General features: G+C 35.5%; 20 protein-coding genes. 4 read left to right on the top strand and 16 right to left on the bottom strand.

Annotated features, from left to right (window positions below; genetic code table 11):
* Positions 1–43: 43 nt before the first annotated feature.
* Complete coding sequence (locus ACFOUY_RS16820) at positions 44–679, bottom strand: gluconate 2-dehydrogenase subunit 3 family protein (protein WP_378962377.1); 636 nt, start codon at positions 677–679, stop codon at positions 44–46.
* A 1-nt stretch (position 680) separates the two neighbouring features.
* Positions 681–2,417 (bottom strand): GMC family oxidoreductase, encoded by a 1,737-nt coding sequence (locus ACFOUY_RS16815; protein ID WP_378962376.1) that lies wholly within the window; start codon positions 2,415–2,417, stop codon positions 681–683.
* A 281-nt stretch (positions 2,418–2,698) separates the two neighbouring features.
* On the opposite strand from ACFOUY_RS16815, the gene ACFOUY_RS16810 reads away from it, so the two are divergent.
* The gene (locus tag ACFOUY_RS16810; protein WP_378962375.1) at positions 2,699–3,901 is read left to right on the top strand and encodes a class I SAM-dependent methyltransferase; all 1,203 of its coding nucleotides are present in this window, start codon (positions 2,699–2,701) and stop codon (positions 3,899–3,901) included.
* A 132-nt stretch (positions 3,902–4,033) separates the two neighbouring features.
* Here ACFOUY_RS16810 and ACFOUY_RS16805 read toward each other — a convergent pair whose 3' ends face one another.
* Positions 4,034–4,396 carry a DUF1304 domain-containing protein gene (locus ACFOUY_RS16805; RefSeq protein ID WP_378962374.1) on the bottom strand — a complete coding sequence of 121 codons (363 nt, stop codon included), beginning with the start codon at positions 4,394–4,396 and terminating at the stop codon, positions 4,034–4,036.
* A 489-nt stretch (positions 4,397–4,885) separates the two neighbouring features.
* Between ACFOUY_RS16805 and dnaK the strand changes: the two genes are divergently transcribed.
* Positions 4,886–6,790 (top strand): molecular chaperone DnaK, encoded by a 1,905-nt coding sequence (dnaK, locus tag ACFOUY_RS16800; RefSeq protein WP_378962373.1) that lies wholly within the window; start codon positions 4,886–4,888, stop codon positions 6,788–6,790.
* 196 nt (positions 6,791–6,986) lie between these two features.
* Here the strand turns inward: dnaK and ACFOUY_RS16795 are convergent, their stop codons facing one another.
* The 13 genes from ACFOUY_RS16795 to ACFOUY_RS16735 all read right to left on the bottom strand — a co-directional run bounded on the left by ACFOUY_RS16795 (position 6,987) and on the right by ACFOUY_RS16735 (position 21,922).
* A complete protein-coding gene (locus ACFOUY_RS16795) occupies positions 6,987–7,577 on the bottom strand; it encodes a fasciclin domain-containing protein (RefSeq protein ID WP_378962372.1) in 591 nt (196 codons plus the stop codon).
* Between the two features lie 222 nt (positions 7,578–7,799).
* Positions 7,800–8,873 (bottom strand): phosphotransferase enzyme family protein, encoded by a 1,074-nt coding sequence (locus tag ACFOUY_RS16790; RefSeq protein ID WP_378962371.1) that lies wholly within the window; start codon positions 8,871–8,873, stop codon positions 7,800–7,802.
* On the bottom strand, positions 8,864–9,763 hold the full coding sequence (locus ACFOUY_RS16785) for a nucleotidyltransferase family protein (RefSeq protein ID WP_378962370.1): 900 nt from the start codon (positions 9,761–9,763) through the stop codon (positions 8,864–8,866). The genes ACFOUY_RS16790 and ACFOUY_RS16785 overlap by 10 nt, the downstream gene beginning before the upstream one ends.
* Before the next feature lie 57 nt (positions 9,764–9,820).
* Positions 9,821–10,477 carry a hypothetical protein gene (locus ACFOUY_RS16780; RefSeq protein WP_378962369.1) on the bottom strand — a complete coding sequence of 219 codons (657 nt, stop codon included), beginning with the start codon at positions 10,475–10,477 and terminating at the stop codon, positions 9,821–9,823.
* A gap of 269 nt (positions 10,478–10,746) precedes the next feature.
* Positions 10,747–12,321, bottom strand: a complete 1,575-nt coding sequence (locus tag ACFOUY_RS16775; RefSeq protein WP_378962368.1) for a helicase HerA-like domain-containing protein — start codon at positions 12,319–12,321, stop codon at positions 10,747–10,749.
* 143 nt (positions 12,322–12,464) lie between these two features.
* The gene (locus tag ACFOUY_RS16770; protein ID WP_378962366.1) at positions 12,465–13,352 is read right to left on the bottom strand and encodes a DnaJ C-terminal domain-containing protein; all 888 of its coding nucleotides are present in this window, start codon (positions 13,350–13,352) and stop codon (positions 12,465–12,467) included.
* 160 nt (positions 13,353–13,512) lie between these two features.
* On the bottom strand, positions 13,513–15,930 hold the full coding sequence (locus ACFOUY_RS16765) for an alpha/beta hydrolase family protein (RefSeq protein ID WP_378962365.1): 2,418 nt from the start codon (positions 15,928–15,930) through the stop codon (positions 13,513–13,515).
* 279 nt (positions 15,931–16,209) lie between these two features.
* Complete coding sequence (locus ACFOUY_RS16760) at positions 16,210–16,623, bottom strand: DUF1801 domain-containing protein (protein WP_378962364.1); 414 nt, start codon at positions 16,621–16,623, stop codon at positions 16,210–16,212.
* Between the two features lie 64 nt (positions 16,624–16,687).
* Positions 16,688–17,377, bottom strand: coding sequence for a 2,3-diphosphoglycerate-dependent phosphoglycerate mutase (gpmA, locus tag ACFOUY_RS16755; protein WP_378962362.1), 690 nt, complete (start codon positions 17,375–17,377; stop codon positions 16,688–16,690).
* A 118-nt stretch (positions 17,378–17,495) separates the two neighbouring features.
* Entirely contained in the window at positions 17,496–18,611 is a 1,116-nt protein-coding gene (locus ACFOUY_RS16750; protein WP_378962361.1) for a M42 family metallopeptidase, read from the bottom strand.
* A 105-nt stretch (positions 18,612–18,716) separates the two neighbouring features.
* A complete protein-coding gene (locus tag ACFOUY_RS16745; protein ID WP_378962360.1) occupies positions 18,717–19,139 on the bottom strand; it encodes a GNAT family N-acetyltransferase in 423 nt (140 codons plus the stop codon).
* Between the two features lie 2 nt (positions 19,140–19,141).
* The gene (locus tag ACFOUY_RS16740; protein ID WP_378962359.1) at positions 19,142–20,272 is read right to left on the bottom strand and encodes an MFS transporter; all 1,131 of its coding nucleotides are present in this window, start codon (positions 20,270–20,272) and stop codon (positions 19,142–19,144) included.
* Between the two features lie 108 nt (positions 20,273–20,380).
* Positions 20,381–21,922, bottom strand: a complete 1,542-nt coding sequence (locus ACFOUY_RS16735; RefSeq protein WP_378962358.1) for an acyl-CoA carboxylase subunit beta — start codon at positions 21,920–21,922, stop codon at positions 20,381–20,383.
* Positions 21,923–22,392: 470 nt separating this feature from the next.
* Between ACFOUY_RS16735 and ACFOUY_RS16730 the strand changes: the two genes are divergently transcribed.
* Together ACFOUY_RS16730 and ACFOUY_RS16725 are read left to right on the top strand one after the other, a co-directional pair.
* A complete protein-coding gene (locus tag ACFOUY_RS16730) occupies positions 22,393–22,623 on the top strand; it encodes a hypothetical protein (RefSeq protein WP_378962357.1) in 231 nt (76 codons plus the stop codon).
* 149 nt (positions 22,624–22,772) lie between these two features.
* Positions 22,773–24,377 carry a SulP family inorganic anion transporter gene (locus tag ACFOUY_RS16725; protein ID WP_378962356.1) on the top strand — a complete coding sequence of 535 codons (1,605 nt, stop codon included), beginning with the start codon at positions 22,773–22,775 and terminating at the stop codon, positions 24,375–24,377.

Here is a 24,377-nt window from a genome sequence, read left to right as displayed (position 1 = left end):
AAGTATTCGATATTTGATACTTCGCTTTTGTATAAAATTTTGATTAGATTTTCACATTCTGCATTCCATATTGCTTCAATACATCATCTGGCACACCAGCCCATTGGTTAGGAGAATTTCCAACATAACCAATATCGTTAACGCCTATTTGAGTAGTGTAAAAACCAGAAGCAGTTAAATCTCTCATTCTGTTAAAAAATGTAACTCCTGGTTGCATTTCTGGTCTTGCTTTTTTAGGATATGCTATTTCATCAACAATCGAAATTTGTTCTTTTTCAGAAGCTTCAACAAAGGATTTTTGGAATTTGTTAAAACAATAAATATCTAACCATTTTAAGCCACCACGCATTGGAACTTTATGTTCGGGAATATCTTTAACAATAAACTCTATAAATTCTGGAACTTTAGCATCTGATGCACTACCAGAAACTTCATCTTTTGGAATAATAATATCGGCAAGAACAGTTATTGTAGCCATTTCATGCTTCGTGAAAAAGGTTTCGGATTTTAATTTTTTATCTCGATCTATTTCCCACTGTTCACGGCCGGCTTCCTTTGCAGTCTCTTCTGGCTTTGCAGCTATCTCGGTTTTAGTTTCAGGTTGCTTACAAGCTTCAACAAGAACAGCTGTACTTATCGCTGTAAGGCCAATTGCCTTTAAGGATTCTCTTCTATTCATATTAAATATTTTGTTTTTTCTTTTGCGCCAAAATATATTCAGCGGTTCTCATTGCTAATGCTAAAATTGTCCATGTTGCATTTTTATCACCCTGTTGTACAAATGGGCCCGCATCAACCACAAATAAATTTTTGCAATCGTGCGCCTGACAATATTTATTTAATGCAGATTTTTTTGGATCATCACCCATGCGAATTGTTCCAACTTCATGAATAATTTTTCCTGGGTTTAATAATCCATAATTTGTATCCGCTCCATGAATTTCTGAAGTTACAACAGCACCCATTTCTTTCATAATTGATAAAAAAGTCTCTTGCATGTGTTTGGCCTGTAGAATTTCTTCTTTCGCCCAGGTATAATTAAACCTTAATACCGGAATGCCATATTTATCAACCATATTAGGGTCTATCTCGCAATAGTTACTTTCTCTCGCAATTGCAGTTCCACGGCCGGCCATACCCACATTGGTACCATAGAAACGACGATAATCATCTTTTAGCGATTTTCCATAGCCTCCGGCATCTTTCATCTTACCATTTCTATCGGGCACCATTCCGTTTATCTTCGAAACACCGCCTCCAAAGCCATAAGATGGCATACCCATTCCACCACCATATTCGATATGATAACCTCTTGGGAAATTTAATTTTTTATTATCAAGCCACCATGGTGAATAAATGTGAACACTTCCTAAGCCATCTTCATTATATCGCTTTCTATCCATTAGCTGCGGTAAAAAGCCAGAAACACCAGCACCTGTAGAGTCGTGTAAATATTTTCCAACTACGCCACTGCTATTTGCTAGGCCACCTGGATGTGCCGAAGATTTAGAATTTAATAGAATACGTGCCGATTCACAGGCACTGGCACCTAAAATAACTAACTTGCCGTTAACCTGATATTCTTGTAAATCTTTTCTGTTTACATAAGAAACACCAACTGCTGTTCCGTCTTTGTCTGTTATAACTTCACGCACCATAGCATCGGTAATAACTGTTAAGTTACCAGTTTTTACCGCTGGAATAACTAAACATGAGGAAGCAGAAAAGTCTCCATAAACCTTACAGCTTCTGCCGCACTGGCCGCAATAAAAACAAGGTGCACGATCGTTATTACCTTTAATAGATTCTGTCATTACAGCTCCGCGACCAGTGATAACTTTAACGCCTGCTTTTTCAGCACCTTTTTTTATAAATAATTCATTTAACCTAGGTTTTGGTGGTTTCATGAAGATTCCGTCTGGTTCATTTTCGATGCCTTCCGCAGTACCATAAATGCCAATCATCCTGTCAACTTTATCGTAAAAAGGTTTAACATCGGCATAGGTTATGGGCCAATCATCTGTTAAACCATCAGTTGGCTTAAAATCTTGTGGACCCATTCTTAGGGAAATTCTTCCCCAGTGATTTGTTCTTCCACCTAACATACGCGACCGAAACCATTCAAATTCCGTCTTATTTTTCTGTGTATAGGGTTCGCCCTCTAATTCCCAGCCACCATAAGAGGCGTCAAAATCTCCGAAAGGTCTGGTTGTAGATGCTCCACGGCGAGGGGATTCCCAAGGCCATTTAAGCTGATGAGAATCCATTCTTGGGTCAAAATATTGACCAGCTTCTAGCATTAAAACTTTTTGGCCTGCATTAGCTAAAACGTAAGCTGCCATTCCGCCACCAGCTCCAGATCCAACAACAATGGCATCGTAAACTGTTGGCGATTTTTTTATTTGAAAGTCACTCATGTAATGTGGTTAGAAATTAAATGAATTCTAATTTAAGGCTAATTTTATTGAAATAAAAGAGATAATTCTTTTTGGAATGATTATAGATAATGTTTCGTTTTAGATATTCCTAAATCGTATTACCTAAATGTTTTTCTAATCCATATTGAATAGATATTTTAAAGAATTTTTGTCGGTGAATTGAATTTTTGATAAATAAAAAAGTCGCCCAATTGTTACATTGTTTCTCTTAAACTCATCTCCAGATAAATTGGTTTATCTTTACACTTTAAAATTTATTGATGGTATTTTCAGCAAACATAGAACAATTTATTTCTGCTTTAAAAGAAAGCTTAAACTTACAAGTTTTTGTTAAAATTTCTTTAGGGAATTACAAAGGTGAGGAAGAAGCTTTGAAACAAATTCTGATTCGTAAGGTTTCCATTAAACGAGAGGAGAAATTAGCTTTTACATTTCGATATAAAACACGAGATGTTGTAAAAAACTTCGAAGTGCTTGAAGCTGTAAATTTAATATCGGCGTACTTGCAAACAGGTTTTAAAATTGCAACTTTATTTACCACTCGAAAAGATATAATTTTTGAAGAGTTGAATAATGGTAAAATTGTTTTGAGAGAAACTTCGGCATCAACGAAAGAAATGCCTGATGCTAATCATGATAAAGAGAAAGCAAGATTAATTAAAGCAGATGATAAATCTTATTTAACTGAATTAAAAATTACCGATGCTGACGGCAAAGTGTATAAAAATGCACAGGATAAATTCAAACAGATCAATCATTATATAGAAATTCTTAGTTCTTTAATTAAAGAGTTGCCAGAAGGCACAATTAAAAAGGTTGCTGATATGGGCTCTGGTAAAGGATATTTAACTTTTGCATTGTACGATTATTTACACTCGGTTTTAAAATTAGATTCTGAAGTGATTGGTGTAGAATACCGCTCGGACATGGTTGATTTGTGTAATGCTGTTGCAGATAAATCTTCTTTAGATAAATTAAATTTTGTGGAGGGAACAATTGAAGATTACAATGCAGAAAATGTAAATCTCTTAATTGCTTTGCATGCTTGTGATACCGCGACCGATGATGCAATTTTTAAGGGCATTAAGGCTGGTGCTGAATTAATAGTGGTTGCACCTTGTTGCCACAAACAAATCCGAAGAGAAATAGAAAAGAGCAAAGTAAAGAATGACGTTGCGTTTTTGACTAAATATGGAATCTTTTTAGAACGGCAGGCAGAAATGGTAACTGATGGAATTAGAGCTTTAATTTTAGAATACTTTGGTTATAAGACAAAGGTTTTTGAATTTATTTCTGATGCGCATACACCTAAGAATGTGTTGGTTGTAGGAGTAAAGAGAGCGGAAAGCTTAAAGACTAAAGCCGAAAGCAAAAGAAAAACAGAGATTTTGCAAAGAATAAAGGATAGCAAAGAATACTTTGGAATCGGTTATCATCATTTGGAGCGGTTGTTGGATTTGTAATAACACGATCGTCATGCTGAATTGATTTCAGCATCTATCTAAAATTAACTATCTAAATGTAAAAAATATAAGACGAGCGCTTATGTGATTTTTAATTGTTTTATGTTGTTAGATTTTTTTCTTTGTAATTAGTTATCTAACATGCAATAAAATCAAAGCAACCAAAGCGGGTATGGATTGCACATAAAGAATTTTTTTACTTGCTGTTGCAGCACCGTAAATACCAGCGATAATTACACAGGTTAAAAAGAATACAGCTACGTAAAACCTCCAGTGATGGTCGGCAATGCAAAGCGACCAGATTAAACCTGCTGCTAAAAATCCATTATATAAGCCTTGGTTTGCAGCTAATGTTTTAGTCGGCGGAAATAAATCTTTCGGTATGGTTTTAAAAACTTTTGGTGCTCTGGTTGTCCACGCGAACATTTCTAACCACATGATATAAATATGGATTATGGCAACAAGCCCAATTACTATTTGTGCTGCTAATAGCATATTATTTTGATTTGGTTATTGAAGATACAATAAATTTAGGTTATTCATCTTTATTGCTGTTGTTTGTTTGTCTTGGCCAGAGGTTTTTTTGTTTTTCTTGATAAAAGAAACAAAAATCAAGGCTTGATGCAAGTCTTCGCTGCTTTGAAAGTTTGTGGTATCGAAAACATTGCAACAGGCCTCAAGCTTTATTCAATAACCCGATAAAGGCAAAAGCTCCCGATTTTTATCGGGACTACAGCGATTAACGGGGCAAATGCTCCCGAAAAGATTCTAACTTTCATTTTCAAATAATTAATATACCTCTTCTTAAGTCTTTCAGCTTTAGCCTTTAGTCTTTTTTCTGTCATGCTGTCAGTACCAATTGACTTATTTTTTTACATTTTATCAGTCTTTTGTCTATATTTTCTGCCAAAAACCAATTGGCACAAGCATTGTTTGATAGGAAGAAATTACAATACTTTAAAAAGAAAGAAAATACAAAATACAATGGGAAAAATTATTGGAATAGACTTAGGAACAACAAACTCTTGCGTGAGCGTAATGGAGGGCAACGAGCCTGTAGTTATTGCGAACAGTGAGGGTAAACGTACTACACCGTCTATTGTTGCTTTTGCAGAAAACGGCGAACGTAAAGTTGGCGAGCCAGCTAAACGTCAGGCTATAACTAACCCAACAAAAACGATTTATTCAATTAAACGCTTTATGGGTAACAGCTACGACGAAAGTGCGAAAGAAGCTGGACGTGTACCTTATAAAGTGGTTAAAGGCGATAACAACACACCACGTGTTGAAATCGACGATAGAAAATATACTCCACAAGAAATTTCTGCAATGATTTTGCAGAAAATGAAAAAAACTGCTGAAGATTTCTTGGGTCAAGAGGTTACTGAAGCGGTTATTACAGTACCTGCTTACTTTAACGATGCACAACGTCAGGCTACGAAAGAAGCTGGTGAAATTGCTGGTTTAACAGTAAAACGTATCATTAACGAGCCAACTGCTGCTGCTTTAGCTTATGGGTTAGATAAAGCACACAAAGACATGAAAATTGTTGTTTTTGATTGTGGTGGTGGTACGCATGATGTTTCTGTTTTAGAATTAGGTGATGGCGTTTTCGAAGTAAAATCTACTGATGGTGATACACACTTAGGTGGTGATGATTTTGACCACATTATTATCGATTGGTTAACATCTGAATTTAAAGCTGAAAACAGTATGGACCTTGCAAAAGATCCGATGGCTTTACAACGTTTAAAAGAAGCTGCTGAGAAAGCTAAAATTGAATTATCAAGCACAACTTCTACAGAAATCAACTTGCCATACATTACTGCTGATGCTAGCGGCCCTAAACACTTAGTACGTACATTATCTCGTGCTAAATTTGAGCAATTAGCTGGTGATTTAATTAAACGTACTATCGACCCTTGTAAATCTGCTTTGAAAAATGCTGGTTTAAACACAAGCGATATCGACGAAATTATCTTAGTAGGTGGTTCAACTCGTATTCCTGCAATTCAGGATGCTGTTAAAGCTTTCTTTGGTAAAGAGCCAAGTAAAGGTGTTAACCCTGATGAGGTTGTAGCAATTGGTGCTGCTATTCAAGGTGGTGTGTTAACTGGTGATGTGAAAGATGTATTGTTATTAGACGTTACACCTTTATCATTAGGTATAGAAACTATGGGTGGTGTAATGACTAAATTAATCGAGTCTAACACTACTATCCCAACTAAAAAATCTGAAACTTTCTCAACTGCAGCTGATAATCAACCTTCAGTAGAAATTCATATTTTACAAGGTGAGCGCCCAATGGCTGGTCAAAACCGTACAATTGGCCGTTTCATTTTAGATGGTATTCCACCAGCACCTCGTGGTGTGCCTCAAGTAGAAGTTGCTTTTGATATTGATGCTAACGGTATTCTACACGTAAGTGCTAAAGATAAAGCTACTGGTAAAGAGCAAAAAATCCGTATCGAAGCTTCTTCAGGTTTAACTGATGCTGAGATTAAGAAAATGAAAGAAGAAGCAGAAGCTAATGCAGCAGATGATGCTAAGCAAAAAGAAGAAGCTGATAAAATCAATGGTGCTGATGCTTTAATCTTCTCTACTGAGAAACAATTAAAAGAGTTCGGTGAAAAATTATCTGCTGATAAGAAAGCACCAATCGAAGCTGGTTTAGAGAAATTAAAAGCAGCTCACTTATCTCGTAACTTTGCAGATATCGATGCAGCATCAGCTGAATTGCAAGCTGCTTGGAACGTAGCATCTGAGGAAATGTACAAAGAGGGTGGTCAGCCTCAAGGTGGCGAACAACCACAAGCTGATGGTCAACCTCAAGGGGGTGGCGATAACGTTACCGATGTTGATTTCGAAGAAGTTAAAGAGGAGAAATAAGTCTTTTCTTTAGTCTAAAAGTTGGAGGTTCAAAAACCGAAGATTTTAAATATAAAAAGCGTTGCTGATTAGTTTCAGTAACGCTTTTTTAGTAATATAATATATTATCATGTTAAATGATGAAATTACTTGGCATCTTTAACACTTTGTAATGAAGAAATGTTCAGAGATAGAAAATAATATCGCTAATATTGAATTATTTTGGCATTAAAACACCATCAATAACGTGTGTAACTCCGTTGCTAGAAATAACATCTGCAACGGTTACGTTTGCACCATTTATCATAACTTTACCATCTTTAACAGATACCTTAAGTTTGCCACCTTGTACCGTGGTTAATTCTTCACCATCTTTTAAATCTGCGGCTTTTAAAGCACCAGGAACTACGTGGTAAGTTAAAATTTTGCTTAAATCTGCTTTCATTTCTGGTTTCATCAAACCATCTAAAGTAGCTTTTGGAATTGCCGCAAATGCTTCATTTGTTGGAGCAAATACGGTAAATGGACCTTTGCCACTCAAAGTCTCGACTAAATCTGCTTGTTTTACTGCGGCTACTAATGTAGTGTGATCAGTAGAACCAGATGCATTTTCTACGATGTTTTTAGAAGGTACCATCATTGCACCACCAACTTCAACACCAGTTTCTGTTGCAGTAGTGTCCATTGCCATTGCATTAGAATCCATTCCCGTACTGTCTGCAGCTGAATCTTTTTTAGGAGAACTACAAGCTACGATAGAAGCTAAAAATGTTACTCCCATTGCTAGACTTAAAAATTGCTTTTTCATACTATTTGTTTTTTGTTTAAGTTTTTTATTAGGTTACTTACGAGATAAATTCGTAAATGGTTTTCTTAAGATAAAAAACATATAGCTATAATTAAATTGCAGATCTTAATCTTTAAATAAAACTAAAAACGCTACATCACGCTTAATTTTTCTAATGTTAAAGACATATTACTTAAATATTTTTAATGATTCTGGATTTTTTGACCGAAAAGAGAATTCAATTTACAAATTCTCCTCAATAATATCTTGCAATTCTTTATCATTTAAAGTAATTTCCTGAAGTAGTTTAAATTGATTTTTTGCCCTATCTAAATTTTGTGTGGAATAGATGGTTGGATAATATTTGTTACCGTTTAAAAAATCAATTAGAAAACGCAAAGCTTGCATGTATATCATGTATTTTCCAGAAAATAAAAGTAGTTCTTTTTCAGTATCCGTTAAAATGCCTTTCATTTCAGATAAATATCCTTTTATCGTGGCTTCAAAATAAGATAATCTGATTTTTACTTTCGATAAATCGGTTTCATTTTCTGAGAATGCACAAATATAAGTACGCATCATATCGCCTAAATCAGAAATAAATTTACCAGGCATAATCGTATCCAAGTCAATAACGCAAACACCTTCAAATGTTTTAGAGTTAAGCAATACGTTACTGATTTTTGTATCGTGATGCATTACACGGTTAGGGAAATCGACTCTATGCGAGTATGATTTGAAATAATCTAAGATATATTTGTGCTCTAAAGCATCATCAATTTGAGGTTTTGCCAGCCTTTTAAGTTCATTAGAAGTTGCGCTTAATGCTGATGAAAATTGTTCAAAACGTAATCCTAAATCATGAAAACCAGGGATGGTTGGTTCTAATGTTGAAGCATCAAAATTATTTAATAGTCTGCTTAGTTTTCCAAACTGTTTTGCAGCTTCAAAAGCTTGCTTTTCGTTGCTTAGGACATCTAAAGACGTGGCATTGGGTACAAAAGGCAGCATTCTCCAATATTCATTATCAATAAATGCCATTTCGGCTCCATTAACGGCAGAAACAGGTTTTATAAATAGATAATCGGGATATGTTTTAGAAAGATAATCGGATATTGCTTTGAGGTTATTAGCAATGGATTGTGGGTTTTTAAAAACCGAAGTATTAATGTTCTGAAGAATATACTTTTTATCTTCGGATATGGGTGAAAGCAAATAAGTGCGGTTAATTAACCCCGCACCTATTTGACTAATTTTTATATTTTCTTTAGTGTACCCGTATGCTTTTAAAACTTCGGAATCTAAATTTAATTCCATAGTTTTTCAGGGTATGTTCCGTTCTTAACCAATTGGTCAATACTATCCTGAACATAAGGCTTATCCTCTTTATAAGTTACACCGAACCACTTGTTTGATGTTGGAACAACTTTAAAAGTAGCTTCTCCTGTTTTTACTAAATTTTCGCCGATTAATGGGATAAAGAATTCTGCTTTGGGTTTATCTTTATTTGCCATTGCAAATTCTTTAAATAATTTCTCTGTAATTTCGAATACGGCTGGAGTAAATCCCCAAAAATTCATCGAAACAGGAGTTTCAAATTCTAACGGAAATTCCTCGCCATCTTCTTCATAGAAGATTTTTCCGTCTTTAGGATAAACTTTTGTGCGCTCAATAATTTCTTCTAAATTACCTGCGGCATCTACTTTACAAACACCACGCGATACTGCACCAAACTCAGAAAGTGTTTTGCCAATTTCGTAACCAATGATAGAAAAATTACTGTCAGTTGCTTCATCATTTAAGAAATCAACCATCTTTTTAAAAGCATCGTAACCGTAGTAATCATCTGCATTGATAACGCAAAAAGGCTCTTTAACTACTTTTCTTCCAGATAAAATAGCATGAGCAGTTCCCCATGGTTTCTCTCTATATATCTCTTCTTCAATACCAAATTGTTTTAAATCGAAGTTTTGGAAAACGTAATCCGTTTCAATTCTTCCTTTTAATTTTGGTTCGAAAATCGATTTAAAATTATCTACAAATTCTTCTTTTATAATGAAAACAACTTTGCCAAATCCAGCTTTAATTGCATCATAAATAGAATAATCAATGATGGTTTCTCCATTAGGACCGAAGCCATCAATTTGTTTCATGCTTCCATAACGGCTTGCCATACCTGCAGCCAATATTAATAAGGTAGGTTTCATATTGCGAAAATAGTAATCCCAAGTCAATTTTATGATAAGGGAGACGTTTAATTTTAGTTAATTGTTAAAATATGTAAATAATTTATTTAAGTCTTCATCTTTTTTAAAATCGACCTTTTCTTTTTTTATGTATTCTGTAAGTTGTTCATCTTTAAGTCCAAATAAAGCAATAATAGATTTCTTATTTGGAGAAATTTTTATCAAATTTCCATTTTGCAAGTAATAATAGCTATACGTTGTGTTAAATAATTTTGTAGCACTTGCCGAATTATATTGTTTGCTTTCTGTAATGAACTTGCTAGTTTTTTTGAAGAGCGGAATTTTACCTTCGGCAATAACCTGATAATATGTTTCAGCACTAAATCCGTTTGAAGGTGGTAAGCCATTCACAAAACGAGAAATAGAAAGGTCTTTATTTAATAATTCAAATTCTTTAACCGGATCTGCAAAATGCATCAAACTGCCATCATCATTTTTGAAAATTAGCTTGTCATCAGTAACATCATATTTCAATGAATCGTTTGAATATTTCTTGCCATTTTTTAAGGTTACTTTACCTTTAACCCAAAAATCGTATAGATATGGGCTTCCTACCACATCAGTATATTTTACTAAAGTAAGTGGCGTCCCCCTAATGTCTCCAAATGGTTTAATTTCTGATTGTGCTTTTGCTGCTATAGAAAAGAAAAGTAATATAAAGAGAAAAATTTTCATATGTATAAAATTATTTTCAATGGTTATGAAGCTATCATGATTTTATTTATTGGTGTTTGTGGTTGGCAAAATCATGATGGCTTCATATGTAGATAATATTGTTTTCAATTGTCATATGGAATACGTCATGTATCTTCATTTGTGTTTGTGCGTTTCGGTACATGGCTATTTCATATGTATAAAATTATTTTCAATGGTTATGAAGCTATCATGATTTTATTCATTGGTGTTTGTGGTTGGCAAAATCATGATGGTTTCATGTTTTTTATTTAAAAGCCAAATAAACCACCACCGCTTTTACTTCTTGTTTTTTTTCCGGTTAACATACCAAAAAGCCCACGAACAATTTCTCTTCCAATTTGACGGGTTATTGTAGCACCCATTACTTTTTCAACTAAGCTTTTTTCGCCAGGTTTAGGTTTGCTTTCTATTTCAGCTTGTTTTTGCTCCTCAGCTTCTTGTTTTTGCTGTTCTTCAACCGCTACACGGTCATTTATTCTTTTTGTTAAAATATCGTAAGCACTTTCAGGGTCAATTGGGTCTTTGTATTTTGCATACATTGCACTTCCAGTTACCACTTTATCAAAATCAGCAGCAGTTAAAGGACCCATTACAGCTCTTGGAGGAGTTAGCATTGTTGCCGAAACCTCAGTTGGAATACCCTTTTCATTTAGTACCGTAACCAGTGCCTGCCCAGTACCTAAAGATGTTAAGACCTTATCAATTTGATAAAAATCTGATTTTGGATACGTGTTAACTGTTTTCTTAAGTGCATCTACATCGTTAGGTGTAAAAGCCCTTAATGCGTGTTGAACACGATTGCCTAATTGTCCTAAAACACTTTCTGGAACATCTGTTGGAGACTGTGTACAGAAGAAAACACCAACACCTTTCGAGCGAATTAAACGGATTATAGTTTCAATTTGTCCTAAAAATGTTTTCGAAGAATTATTGAAAAGTAAATGTGCTTCATCAAAAAAGAAAACCAGCTTTGGCTTATCTAAATCGCCAACTTCGGGTAGGGTATTAAAAAGTTCGGCAAGCAAACTCAATAAGAATGTAGAATATAAAACAGGTTGATTTTGAACATCAGCAATGTTCAAAAGGCTGATTATACCTTTTCCATCTACACGTTCGAACAAATCGTCTGCATCAAAAGATTTTTCGCCAAACATGCCAGATAAGCCTTGTTGTTCGATAGCCACAATCTTTCTTAAAATAGTACCCGAGGTTGCTGTAGAAATAGTACCATAGCTTTCTTTTATTTCTGCTGCGCCTGCACCTTCTGATAGGTAAGAAACTAGTTTTTTTAAGTCATTAAGGTCGATAATTGGCATTTTATTATCATCGGCATATTTGAAAATGACTGCCATAACACCAGATTGAGTGTCGTTTAAATCTAATACTTTAGATAAAAGTGTTGGCCCGAATTCTAAAACGGTTGCACGCATTTGTGCACCCAATTTGCCAGAAAGCGAATAAATTTCTACAGGAAAACCTGATGGTGTGAAAGGTTTTTTTAATTGAGCTGCTCGTTCTTCTATTTTTGGATTGATACTGCCTGGTTGATTTAAGCCTGATAAATCGCCTTTAACATCTAACATAAAAACTGGAACACCGGCATCAGAAAGTTGTTCGGCAAGCAATTGCAATGTTCTGGTTTTACCTGTACCAGTAGCCCCAGCTATTAAACCATGCCTGTTCATCATCTTTAATGATAAATTTACTTCGGCATCGCCATAAACCTGTCCATCTAAAATACCTGCTCCAAGGTAAATATATGAGCCTGTAGGTGCATAAGAAGCTTTTATTTTTTCAATAAATTTTAAAGAAGAATCACTCATTGTTTTAGTTTTAAAGTCCCAATTTAATAAACTAATATTAAAAAAATGATTTTTTTATCATAGCCTTAAAAGACTATAATATTTAAACTAATGAATAACTATGAATTCAAAAACTTTTAATAAAAGCTTAATTTGATATTTGCTTAGAGTTTAGAAAGTTTCTCAAACAATTCTTTTTCCTGGGCATTAAGGTTTGTAGGTAATTTGATTTGCCATTTGATGTATAAATCACCAAAATGGGTTTCCTTTTTATAAATAGGAAATCCTTTTCCTTTTAGTCTAAGTGTTGTATCAGGCTGTGTGCCGGCTGGGATAGTGAGTTTTACTTTACCATTTAGTGTTTCCACAATTTTTTCTCCCCCTAAAATAGCCGTATATAAATCAACGGTTTCCTGTAGGTAAATATCATTCCCTTTTCTTTTAAATTTAGAGTGTTCGGCAATATTAAAAGTGATAAACAGATCGCCTGCCGGACCATTGTTTGCCCCTGGTGCACCGTAACCAGGAAGTTTTATTTTTTGGCCGTTTTCTACGCCTGCCGGAATATTAATGCGGACTTGTTTTCCGTTTATATTAAGCGTTTGCTTGTGTGTGGTGTAAGCATCTAACAAATTAAGGTTTAATTCTGTTGTAAAATCCTGGCCTTTAAATGGAGAACGACTACTGCTTCTGCTTCCGCCACCACCAAACATCGAAGAAAAGAAATCAGAAAAATCGCTTCCGCCAAAATCACCGCCTGAAAAACCACCACCGAATCCACCACCACCTTGTGGCCTTTTTTGGCGCTGAGAATTAAACTGATCTGCATGTTGCCAATTCTGGCCGTATTGGTCATATTTTTTGCGTTTATCCGCATCACTTAAAACCTCGTTTGCCTCATTTATTTGTTGAAACTTTTTATTCGCCTCTTCATTATTTGGATTTAAATCAGGATGATATTTACGGGCAAGTTTGCGATAAGCCTTTTTTATTTCATCTGCCGAAGCATCTTTTTTAATCTCAAGAATTTTGTAATAATCGATGTAATCCATAGTAAATAAAACAAGTAAATGCTTTTATATTCGGGTTTGATTTAAAATGCAAAATTAGGCATTAATAGCAAACAATACTAAGTTTTTAATTTAGCATTTTTAAAAACAATGTAAAACAAAATGCCTCGATTAACGAGGCATTTTTATTAGAAATTGAATTCTACTTCTTGTTTTTAACGTATTTTTCAAGCCATTGATCTTGCTCCCAAAGTACGTGTAAAATATTTTCTTTACCACGATAACCGTGTGCTTCGAATGGCATAAAAACAAATCGAACAGTACCACCCAATCCTTTAATTGCGGCGAATAAACGCTCGCTATTTATTGGATAGGTGCCTGTGTTATCGTCAGAATCTCCGTGAATTAATAACAAAGGTGTCTTAATTTTATCAGCATAGCTGAAAGGGCTCATTTCATAATATAGTTGAGGAACTTCCCAATAAGTGCGTTCTTCGTTTTGGAAACCAAAAGGGGTAAGCGTGCGGTTATAAGCACCACTGCGTGCAATGCCTGCGGCAAATAAGTTGGTATGGGCTAAAAGATTAGCCGTCATAAAAGCACCGTAACTGTGCCCACCAACTGCCATACGTTTTCTATCACCAACACCTAAGTCGGATAATTTATTAATTGCTGCTTCTGCATTTAAGCTTAACTGGTCAACAAAAGTATCGTTCGGTTTTTTGCCATCTTTAGCCACGATTGGCATTTCTGCGTTATCTAAAACAGCGTAACCACGGGTTACCCAATAAATTGGAGAACCCCATGCAATTGCTGTAAACTTATCTTTCGAACCGCGAATTTGCGCTGCGTCAGCTGCCGAATTAAACTCACGCGGATAAGCCCAGATAATTGCTGGCAAAGCGCCATCTTTCTCCTTATTGTAGCCTTTTGGTAGATATAAATCTCCAGTTAAATCAACACCATCAGCACGTTTATAAGATATTTTCTCTTTCGTAATTCCATCTAAAGAAGGGTAGGGATTTGCGAAAGCTGTAACTGGCCTATCGGCCATACGTAACACTAAATTCTTAATGTAATAGTTTGGAACTAATTTCTGACTCTCTTTACGGGTAAGTAAAACCAGTTTGTCTGCATCAATTACGTCACTAACATATTCAAACGTTCCTTCGGCACTGCGCCAAATGATATCGTTTTTCTTAGTTGCCAAATCAAATTTAGCTAGGAAAGGTAAATCTCCTTTGTCTGATGAGCCAACGGTGTTATTCATTAAAAGTTTGGTGCCGTTATCAACGGTATGTATAACCGAGCGGCCATATTTATTTTTTGTGGTAACAGGCGTTCCTGGATTGCCGTAAGCATCTGTTTGGTTACGGCTGTACAATTCTTCTAATGTACCAGTTGTTGGATTGTAAACGCTTACGGTATTTGTTTGTTTACTACGTAAACCTTCCATTACCAAAGCTAAATTAGCATTGCCCCATTGTACGCCACGGTAACGGGTTTTCGTTTTAAAAAGTTCTTTCTCTGCGCCAGTAAATGGAGCACTTAATGCATAAACGGCATCATGAAATGGCACATTTTTCTTAATCAAACCGCTGTCTAAAGGTTTCGACCATACAATTGTTGCAGGTTGGTCATCACGCCAATCAAAACCGCGAACAACATTTTGTGTATTGTCATAACCCGATGGTGTACCTTCTGCTGAAGGTAATTCTGCTAATACTTTAACTGTTTTTCCAGCTAAGTCTGTAATAGTAACAGTTGTTGGAAATCCACGGGCGGTAACCAAATAAGAAAATGGTTTGCGAATGGTTTCGGTAAGCATAAAGCTTTTATCAGGAGATAAACTAACCGACGAATAAATTGCAGGTTTGCCAATCGGTGTTTCTACACCAGCAGTATTTTTTACCAGTTGCGATGTTCCGTAGAATTCAAAAAGTTGTTCGTCAAATGGCGATTTAATCAAATCCTGATAAGTAGGGCTTGGTGCCGCCTTACCTAAATTTTGTTGAACAGTCGGACCTTTAGGCATTAACGGTTTTACAGGTGCAGCACTTGCTGGTTTTGTAACCGCTCTGTAGATAATTGTGTTATCATTTAACCAAGTTAAACCACTTCCTAAAACAACATTTAAAAATGTTTTGTTTGTTTTAGTTGCTTTTTTACTCACTAAATCAATTATATAAAGGTCTACACCTTTTTGAGTTGTATTTGTAAATGCAATTTTATTTTGTGACGGATTCCAGCTAATATTGCTTGCGTATAACGGAGTTGGTAAGCCGCTTACTGGAAACGTTTTATCTGTTTTAATGTTTTTTAAGCTGAAATTATTGATGTAGGTAATACGGCTTGGAGAATAATTATTTGGGTTTAAACGTAAGCCTGCAATACGATATTCAGGCATCGCTAATTCTTCTACAGAAGGGTATGAGTTTCTTTCGCTGAATAAAATCCACTCCGCTTTATCATCAATACTTACACCTGGCGTAGGCTTTGCAAGTAATAAATCAGCAATTTCTTTTGGTGGAGTTTGGTAGCTAACGGCATCTTGTGCGGTCGAATTTAACGAAACGCAAGTGCCTGCTATTAAAAAATAGAGGTGTAGTTTTTTTAACATAATCCGGTTTGGTTATTATTCTGATAAGGAACTATCAAATATTGTAAAATAAACTGAGCAAAAACATCTCGTAACTGCTTATTTACACGTGTTTAATAAGATTTGAAAAGCAAAACCAAGAGTTCTTTTGGAATAGCAGCCCTAACTTTCGCTAGCAGGCCTCGCCTGAAAAAATCTGTTTAAGTTGCAAGTATGTATTCAGAAAATTAATCTGTGCTTAAATCGGGCTCCAGGCTATCCGCTCACTAGTATTTGAGTGGCAGTAATATTACTCTTAGCTTAGTATAAACTTTTGATTTGTTTGATTGAGTTAATGATCATTTTCTTGAGAATATGCACATCCACATCACTCAGCTTTTTAATGTAAACGCAAGATTTTCCTGTTTTGTGTTTGCCAAACTCAGCTAAAAGTTCCTCGCGGTCTTTGATTTGCAAAGAGATATATAAAGCAAACGAATCTTTTCTGGGCGAAAACCCAGCCAATGGTGCATCACCCTCTCTACCACTTTCATATTTGTAGTGGTAACTACCAAATCCAACAATTGCGTTGCCCCACATTTTGGCTTTAAAGGAAGAAGCCTCTTCGAATATTTTAATTAGCTCGAAACTATCATTTCGTTTTTCTTCATCAGTAACTGTGTTTAAAAATGAAGTTACGCTGCTTTCGTTTTCGGTCGTTTTGTTTTGTGCCATGTGGATTTAAATAACGTCTTACATAAAATTAATAATAAGTATCGTTAATTTGATAACTCGAATGCTATTCTAAATAATAGTGCCTTATCTTTTTCAAATCATCTTCCAACTCATAAACCAGCGGAATTCCAGTTGGAATTTCTAAAGCTGTTACTTCTTCGTTAGATAAATTATCGAGGTACTTAATTAAAGCCCTCAAGCTGTTTCCATGTGCTGAAATAATTACTTTTTCATTTTTGCTGATTGCAGGCACAATAGATTCATTCCAAAACGGAAGAACCCTTGCAATTGTATCACTCAGATTTTCACTTAGTGGCAATTCATCAAGTTTTAAATTTTGATAGCGTAAATCATTTCCAGGAAAACGCTCATCATCTCTGGTTAATTTGGGGGGTTCTTCATCTGGGGCTCTTCGCCATTTGTAAACTTGTTCGGCTCCATATTTTTCAGCAGTTTCTGCTTTATTTAATCCTTGCAAAGCACCATAAAAACGCTCGTTTAAATGCCAGCTTTTGTATTCTGGAATCCACAAATGGTCGAGGTCTTCGAGAATGATATGCAATGTTTTAATTGCTCTTTTTAATAGCGAAGTAAATGCAATATCAAAATTGTAATCGTGTTTTTTTAATATCTCTGCAGCTTTTTTTGCTTCTATGTGTCCTTGCTCCGATAGATCAACATCGGTCCAGCCAGTGAAACGATTTTCTTGATTATAAACACTTTGGCCGTGGCGAATTAATACGAGTTTTTTCATTGTTGAATTAACAAAGTAGCAGTTTATTAGATTTAGATAGTTAAGTAATTTACCCATTTTTTGCAATAAAAAAGGCCTGAAGTTATTTCTTCAGGCCTTCAAATTATGCAATCAAATTTTATTTGAATTCTCTAAAATCCTGTCCGTCTTTAATGTTTAGCAAGCTTTGATAAATTAAACTGATTACATTATCTACATCTTCTTTATGAACCATTTCTACCGTAGTATGCATGTAGCGTAATGGTAAAGAAATTAATGCAGATGGAACACCGCCGTTTGAGTAGGCAAAAGCATCTGTATCAGTACCGGTAGAACGAGATGAAGCCTGGCGTTGAAACGGAATTTCGTTTTTCTCAGCCGTTTTAATTAATAATTTATTTAAGTTGGTTTGAACCGCTGGCGCATAAGAAACCACAGGTCCTTTTCCGGCTGATAAATCACCCTGGATATTTTTGTTAATCATTGGAGTAGTGGTATCGTGGGTAACGTCTGTAACAATTGCTACGTTTGGTTTAATGCGTTGCGCAATCATTTCAGCACCACGTAAGCCAATTTCTTCTTGCACTGAGTTAACGATGTACAATCCGAATGGAAGTTTTTTCTTGTTTTCTTTTAATAAACGTGCAACTTCGGCAATCATAAAACCACCAACACGGTTATCTAAAGCACGACCAACATAATAACGGTCGTTTAAGACCATAAATTCATCTTCGTAAGTGATTACACAACCAACATGAATACCTAATTTCTCTACTTCTTCTTTTGAGGTACAACCACAATCTAAAAAGATGTTTTTAAGTTCGGGAGCCTGTTCTTTTTCGCCATGGCGAGTATGAATAGCAGGCCAGCCAAAAACAGCTTTAACCATACCCTTATCGGTATGAATATTTACACGTTTCGATGGTGCGATTTGATGGTCAGAACCACCGTTGCGAATTACATAAATTAAACCATCGCTGGTGATGTAATTTACATACCAAGAAATTTCATCAGCATGAGCCTCAATAACTACTTTGTAAGCTGCTTTTGGGTTGATTACGCCAACTGCCGTTCCATAATTATCAATGAAATGTTCATCAATGTATGGTTTTAAATAATTTAACCAAAGTTTTTGTCCCTCCCATTCGTAACCAGTAGGAGCGGGGTTGTTAATATATTCTTCTAAAAATTGTAACGATTTTTTAGTTACAACAGCAACGTGTTTTTTCTTTTCGTCTTCTTTTTTCTTAGCCATATTTTATTTTTTTTCACCACAAAGACACTAAGGTTGCAGCGTATTGTTTACTTGGTTAAGTAAACAGTCTTTCTTACTACTTTTTGTGCGCTGATGGTAAATTTATTAATATTTGAGTTCTTTCTCCATTACAACAAAATCATACCCATCTTTAAAAAAGGTATCTTCTGTTTCAATAAAATCAAATTTAAAATAAAATTCTTTAGCATTTACTCTGGCGTTGCACCAAATAACTGCTGCTTTCTGAATTTTACAAAAATCTAAGATATATTCCATGAGTTTTGTTCCGTAACCTGCCTTTTGTTCGTTAGGTAAAACTGCCAATTTTCTAAACTGGTAAACATCGCCTTGCGAAAATAAAGAAACCACACCTGTAAGTTTGTGGTCTGCATATAAACCAAAATGTGTGCCCTCGAAATCATCTTTAAGTTTTACAGAATCGAAAGGCATATCAGGATACATGGCCTCATGTCTAATCCGCCAGGTTAATGATGGGAATATTTGTTCTATTTGAATTAGTGTTTCCAAAATTAAAATTTTTTGCTTCCGTAAAATTTGTAAATCGATATATTGATTAAAACGATACCTGCAATTCCGTAGCAAAATAAATTCCAGCCACCTCGACCCCAAAGCCATAAACCCAAAGCCGAACCACAGCTTGCACCAATAAAACTAACAGACATAAAAATGGTGTTTAGCCGATTTCTAGCCTCTGGAATTAATGTGTAAATTCTCGTTTGATTGGTTACATGTATTGCTTGCTGACCAATATCAATTAAAACAATGCCGATTACGAATAAATATAAGTGATTTCCAGTGAAATAGAACAACGCAACGCTGATGATTTGTAGAATGAAACCAATCATTAAATTTTTACGCGGATTATTGCCGTCGCTCAATTTCCCAACCAATGGGGCAGCCAAAGCACCCGCCGCACCCGCAATGCCAAATAACCCAATTTGTAACGTTTGAAAACTAAAAGGAGGATTTGCAAGAAACAAAACCATTGTGGTCCAAAATGCACTAATAATGGAGAACGCAAGAAAGTTTATTATTGATGTTTCGCGTAAAACTGGCTGTGTTTTGATATAGCCAAACATCGAAGTCATTAATTCTTTATAACTGCCTTTAAACGCAGGGTAACTTTTCGGAAAGCGTTTAGCCATTAAAGCAATTAATAGTAAGCAAATTCCGGCTGCCATAAAATATACAGCTCGCCAACCTAACCAGAACCCAATACCACCACTTACGGCTCTCGATGCCAAAATACCAACAAGCAAACCACTCATAATCATTCCAATGTTTGCACCTCTATTTTCATCGGTACTTAAATTAGCGGCAAGTGGTAAAATTAATTGCGGTACAATAGAGCAGATGCCAATTAGTAGCGAGGCAACTTCTAACAAAAAGAATGTTTTAGAAAGGGCGGCAATCAAAAGCGCAAATATGGCTAGGCCAGTAATAAATAAAATTTGCTTTTTCCGCTCGAACATATCGCCAAGCGGTACAAGTAGAAATAAGCCCAATGCATAACCAATTTGAGTAATGTAGGTAATTCTGCCTGCAAAAGTTTCGGTTAAATTAAAGTCTTTAGCTACCAAAATAACCAAAGGTTGGCAATAGTAAATGTTTGCAACAATTAAACCTGTGCAAAAAGCCATTAATAGAATGTCTATTCTTTTTAGCCTTTGTTATGATATGTAAAAGCTAAGAAGTAAAATGGATGATGTTTTTGCTGCCATTCATCTTACATTATCCATTTTACATTATTACAAAGGTATGTTTCCATGTTTCTTTCTTGGTGTATTCACTACCTTATTTTCTAACATCTTAAAAGCTTTTATCAACTTTATTCGCGTTTGCGAAGGTTCTATTACTTCATCAATAAAACCTCGTTCTGCAGCACGGTAAGGGTTTGCAAAAATATTTGAATACAATTTTTCTTTCTCCAGCCATTTTTCCTGCGGATTTTCTGCCGTGGTAATTTCTTTTTTAAAGATAATTTCTGCTGCACCTTTAGCGCCCATAACGGCGATTTCGGCACTTGGCCATGCGTAATTCATGTCAGCGCCAATATGTTTGCTGTTCATTACATCATAAGCACCACCGTAAGCTTTTCTGGTGATAACCGTAATGCGAGGAACAGTTGCCTCACTAAAAGCATAAAGCAATTTTGCGCCATTGGTAATAATGCCATTCCATTCCTGGTCAGTTCCAGGCAGGAAACCCGGAACATCTTCAAAAACCAATAAGGGAATATTAAAGCAATCGCAGAAACGAACAAAACGTGCCGCTTTTGTTGAAGAATTACTATCTAGAACCCCTGCTAAATAAGCTGGTTGATTGGCCACAATTCCAATACTTCTGCCTGCCAATCGGGCAAAACCGACCACAATATTTTCTGCAAAATCTTTATGAACTTCTAAAAAGCTATATGTATCAGCGACAGATGAAATAATCTCTCTGATATCATAAGGCTGAGAGGCATTTTGAGGCATAAAAGTATTCAGCTCTATTCTGCTTTCATCTGTAATTTCGTAAGGTAGGCTTTCTGGTATTTCTTCGCAGTTTTGAGGCATATAACTCAATAACTTTTTTACGTGATTGATGGCTTCGATTTCGTTTGCACAAGCAAAATGCGTTACGCCAGATTTTGTTGCATGCGTACTTGCGCCACCCAATTCTTCTGATGTTACCTCTTCGTGAGTAACCGTTTTAACCACGTTCGGGCCAGTTACAAACATATAGGATGTATTTTCGACCATCAAAATAAAATCGGTTATGGCTGGTGAATAAACTGCTCCACCAGCACAAGGACCCATAATTGCAGAGAGTTGAGGAATAACGCCAGATGCCTGCACATTTTTATAAAAAATATCTGCATAGCCACCTAAAGAAACCACACCCTCTTGAATTCGGGCACCTCCACTATCGTTTAAACCAATTAACGGAGCGCCATTTTTCATTGCCATATCCATTAACTTGCATATTTTTTCTGCGTGAGTTTCTGATAATGATCCACCAAAAACGGTAAAATCCTGAGAGAAAACATAGGTTAGTTTGCCGTTGATGGTGCCATAACCTGTAATTACACCATCGCCCAAGTATTTCTCTCGTTCCATTCCAAAGTCTGTACTTCGATGTGTAACCAGCATACCAATTTCCTCAAAACTATTTTCGTCCATTAAAAAATGGATACGTTCGCGGGCGGTAAGTTTTCCTTTTTTGTGCTGACTGTCGATACGTGCTTGTCCGCCGCCAAGATTTGCCTGGTTAATTTTATCTTTAAGTAAAGCTATTTTCTTATCCATGTTTTTGGTGTGAGGTTTTAAAATTAAAAATTACTATCGAGAATGCAAGGTTTGGCGATTGGTTAATTTGCGAAGAATTACAAAACCTTGTTAAATAAACCCGACAGCAGGAAAATAATTTTTGTTCCAGAAAATTTAATTATTTCACTAAACCCAAACAAAAATATTGTACGAATGGCGGGGCTGACTTAGCCCTGTAAACCATGCTTTGGTTTTCAAATAAAACTATTTGACTATCAATATTTTTTGATTACCCATCTTATATATTACATTTTTTTTACAGCATAAAGTATTGAAAAACCAATTATCCGTTTATTTTTGTAAAGTTACATTAGAACAAGATTAGAATCAGGTTAATGTTTTTAAGGAAATACAAGTATATAATCGTTGCAGCATTTATGCTTATCTTCAGTGCGAAGATGGCCATTTCTGGTGCGCCGGTATTTTGTACATGTATCGACAAAGAAATTATGAACGCCGTAATCATGCAAATTGAGTTAGAGCATGATGGCGGAAAGGATGCCGCCAAAGACACAGCAAAATTCACCGATTTTAAAATCGTAGAATTAAATCATCCAATCTTTTCTTACGAGTTCTCTTCAAGCCACTTCATTTTGAAGAGCAGTTTTATAGAGCATTTCAAACGATATGTAGACCCATATCATGCTACAGTGCCAACACCTCCTCCCAACTTTATTTAGTATTTCCTTATTGGGGGTTACCTTTTTTGTTGAGTTAAATTTTATTTAAATGTGTTTATTTAAACGCATTTAATATATTTTTCTGCATGAAATTATTTGGGCTTCTCCCGCGATTTATTCGTTAAAATTTACCTGATAATTATATCGTTATGCAAAAGTTTAACCCGGCCTTTTCAGGTACGGATGTGAAGAAATATTTTCTTAAAAAGAATCTAAAGAAAGATTTACCCTCAAGTATTGTTGTTTTTTTAGTGGCCTTGCCATTATGTTTAGGCATTGCCCTTGCCTCCGGTGCACCATTATTTGCTGGTTTAATTACCGGGATTATTGGTGGTATTGTTGTAGCCTCATTTAGTGGTTCTCAACTAAGCGTTAGCGGGCCTGCGGCGGGTTTAACTGTTATTGTTTTGGGTGCCATAACTTCTTTGGGTAGTTATCCAACCTTTCTACTTGCCGTAGTTTTGGCGGGTGTTTTTCAAATGGTTTTAGGTTTAGTAAAAGCCGGAACGATTGGCAATTATTTCCCGTCGAGCGTTATTGAAGGCATGCTGGCTGCAATTGGTTTAATATTAATTTTGAAACAATTACCCCATGCTTTAGGTGTTGATAGTGATTTTAGTGGCGATGAGGGATTCTTTCAGCAAGATCACGAAAATACTTTCTCTGCAATTACTGCTGCATTAAGCCATTTCAGTTTGGCTGCGGTTGTTATCAGTTTATTATCGATAGCAATTCTAATTATATGGCCTAAGTTTCCAAAATTAGCTATAGTACCAGCCCCGCTTTTAGTTGTTGTGCTTGGCGTAACTGCAAGTTTTATTTTTGCTAGTACAGATTACCAGTTAAGAGCAGACCAAATAGTTAAAATACCTGTTGTAAATGGCGCAAGTGAGTTTTTTGGCCTGTTTACCATGCCAGATTTTTCTCAATTGGCCAATAAGGATGTTTACATCGTAGCCTTAACAATTGCGGTTGTAGCCAGTTTAGAGACACTTTTAAGTATTGAGGCTGTTGATAAAATCGACCCAATTAAACGTGTTTCGCCAACAAACAGAGAATTAATTGCACAAGGCATTGGTAACATTACGAGCGGTATGATTGGTGGTTTACCTATGACGTCGGTAATTGTTCGGAGCTCTGCAAATGTAAATTCAGGTGGTAGAACAAAAATGTCTGCAATATTTCATGGGGTTTGGTTATTGCTCTCGTTGTTATTTATTCCACAGGTTATTAATATGATTCCGCTTTCTTGTTTGGCTGCAATTTTATTGGTAACAGGTTATAAATTAACCCGAATAGCTTTATTTAAACACATGTACCATAAAGGCTGGGATCAGTTTGTGCCATTTGTAGTAACCATTATTGCGGTTTTGTTCACCGATTTACTAAAGGGTGTGGCAATAGGAATGCTGGTATCGATTTTCTACTTATTGCGTACAAATATGCGTAATCCTTTCTTTTATAGAATTACAAACGAAGGCGACAAAAAGAATATCAGAATTAAATTAGCAGAAGAAGTTTCTTTCTTAAATAAAGCAGCAATACAGGTAGTTTTAACGAATATACCACGCGAAACAAATGTAATTATAGATGGTACTAATGCGAGATACATTGATCCAGATGTGCTTGAAACCATTTTTAACTATAAACATAATGCCTATACAAAAGGCATTATAGTAACCTTAGAAAATGTACAGAAACACTATACTGTACCAAAATTAAAAAATACCATAATTAAAGACATTAATAAATAA

This window comes from Pedobacter jamesrossensis (assembly GCF_042650905.1).
Classification (GTDB): Bacteria; Bacteroidota; Bacteroidia; order Sphingobacteriales; family Sphingobacteriaceae; genus Pedobacter; species Pedobacter jamesrossensis.
The sequence above is the reverse complement of the archived record's forward strand: the minus strand, read 5'-3'. Positions and strand labels throughout refer to the sequence as shown.

Bases quoted from the DNA above. Each gene is read 5' to 3' on its own strand.
- ACFOUY_RS16820 (WP_378962377.1), bottom strand. From the start codon at position 679: ATGAATAGAAGAGAATCCTTAAAGGCAATTGGCCTTACAGCGATAAGT.
- ACFOUY_RS16815 (WP_378962376.1), bottom strand. From the start codon at position 2,417: ATGAGTGACTTTCAAATAAAAAAATCGCCAACAGTTTACGATGCCATT.
- ACFOUY_RS16810 (WP_378962375.1), top strand. From the start codon at position 2,699: ATGGTATTTTCAGCAAACATAGAACAATTTATTTCTGCTTTAAAAGAA.
- ACFOUY_RS16805 (WP_378962374.1), bottom strand. From the start codon at position 4,396: ATGCTATTAGCAGCACAAATAGTAATTGGGCTTGTTGCCATAATCCAT.
- dnaK (WP_378962373.1), top strand. From the start codon at position 4,886: ATGGGAAAAATTATTGGAATAGACTTAGGAACAACAAACTCTTGCGTG.
- ACFOUY_RS16795 (WP_378962372.1), bottom strand. From the start codon at position 7,577: ATGAAAAAGCAATTTTTAAGTCTAGCAATGGGAGTAACATTTTTAGCT.
- ACFOUY_RS16790 (WP_378962371.1), bottom strand. From the start codon at position 8,873: ATGGAATTAAATTTAGATTCCGAAGTTTTAAAAGCATACGGGTACACT.
- ACFOUY_RS16785 (WP_378962370.1), bottom strand. From the start codon at position 9,763: ATGAAACCTACCTTATTAATATTGGCTGCAGGTATGGCAAGCCGTTAT.
- ACFOUY_RS16780 (WP_378962369.1), bottom strand. From the start codon at position 10,477: ATGAAAATTTTTCTCTTTATATTACTTTTCTTTTCTATAGCAGCAAAA.
- ACFOUY_RS16775 (WP_378962368.1), bottom strand. From the start codon at position 12,321: ATGAGTGATTCTTCTTTAAAATTTATTGAAAAAATAAAAGCTTCTTAT.
- ACFOUY_RS16770 (WP_378962366.1), bottom strand. From the start codon at position 13,352: ATGGATTACATCGATTATTACAAAATTCTTGAGATTAAAAAAGATGCT.
- ACFOUY_RS16765 (WP_378962365.1), bottom strand. From the start codon at position 15,930: ATGTTAAAAAAACTACACCTCTATTTTTTAATAGCAGGCACTTGCGTT.
- ACFOUY_RS16760 (WP_378962364.1), bottom strand. From the start codon at position 16,623: ATGGCACAAAACAAAACGACCGAAAACGAAAGCAGCGTAACTTCATTT.
- gpmA (WP_378962362.1), bottom strand. From the start codon at position 17,377: ATGAAAAAACTCGTATTAATTCGCCACGGCCAAAGTGTTTATAATCAA.
- ACFOUY_RS16750 (WP_378962361.1), bottom strand. From the start codon at position 18,611: ATGGCTAAGAAAAAAGAAGACGAAAAGAAAAAACACGTTGCTGTTGTA.
- ACFOUY_RS16740 (WP_378962359.1), bottom strand. From the start codon at position 20,272: ATGGCTTTTTGCACAGGTTTAATTGTTGCAAACATTTACTATTGCCAA.
- ACFOUY_RS16735 (WP_378962358.1), bottom strand. From the start codon at position 21,922: ATGGATAAGAAAATAGCTTTACTTAAAGATAAAATTAACCAGGCAAAT.
- ACFOUY_RS16730 (WP_378962357.1), top strand. From the start codon at position 22,393: ATGAACGCCGTAATCATGCAAATTGAGTTAGAGCATGATGGCGGAAAG.
- ACFOUY_RS16725 (WP_378962356.1), top strand. From the start codon at position 22,773: ATGCAAAAGTTTAACCCGGCCTTTTCAGGTACGGATGTGAAGAAATAT.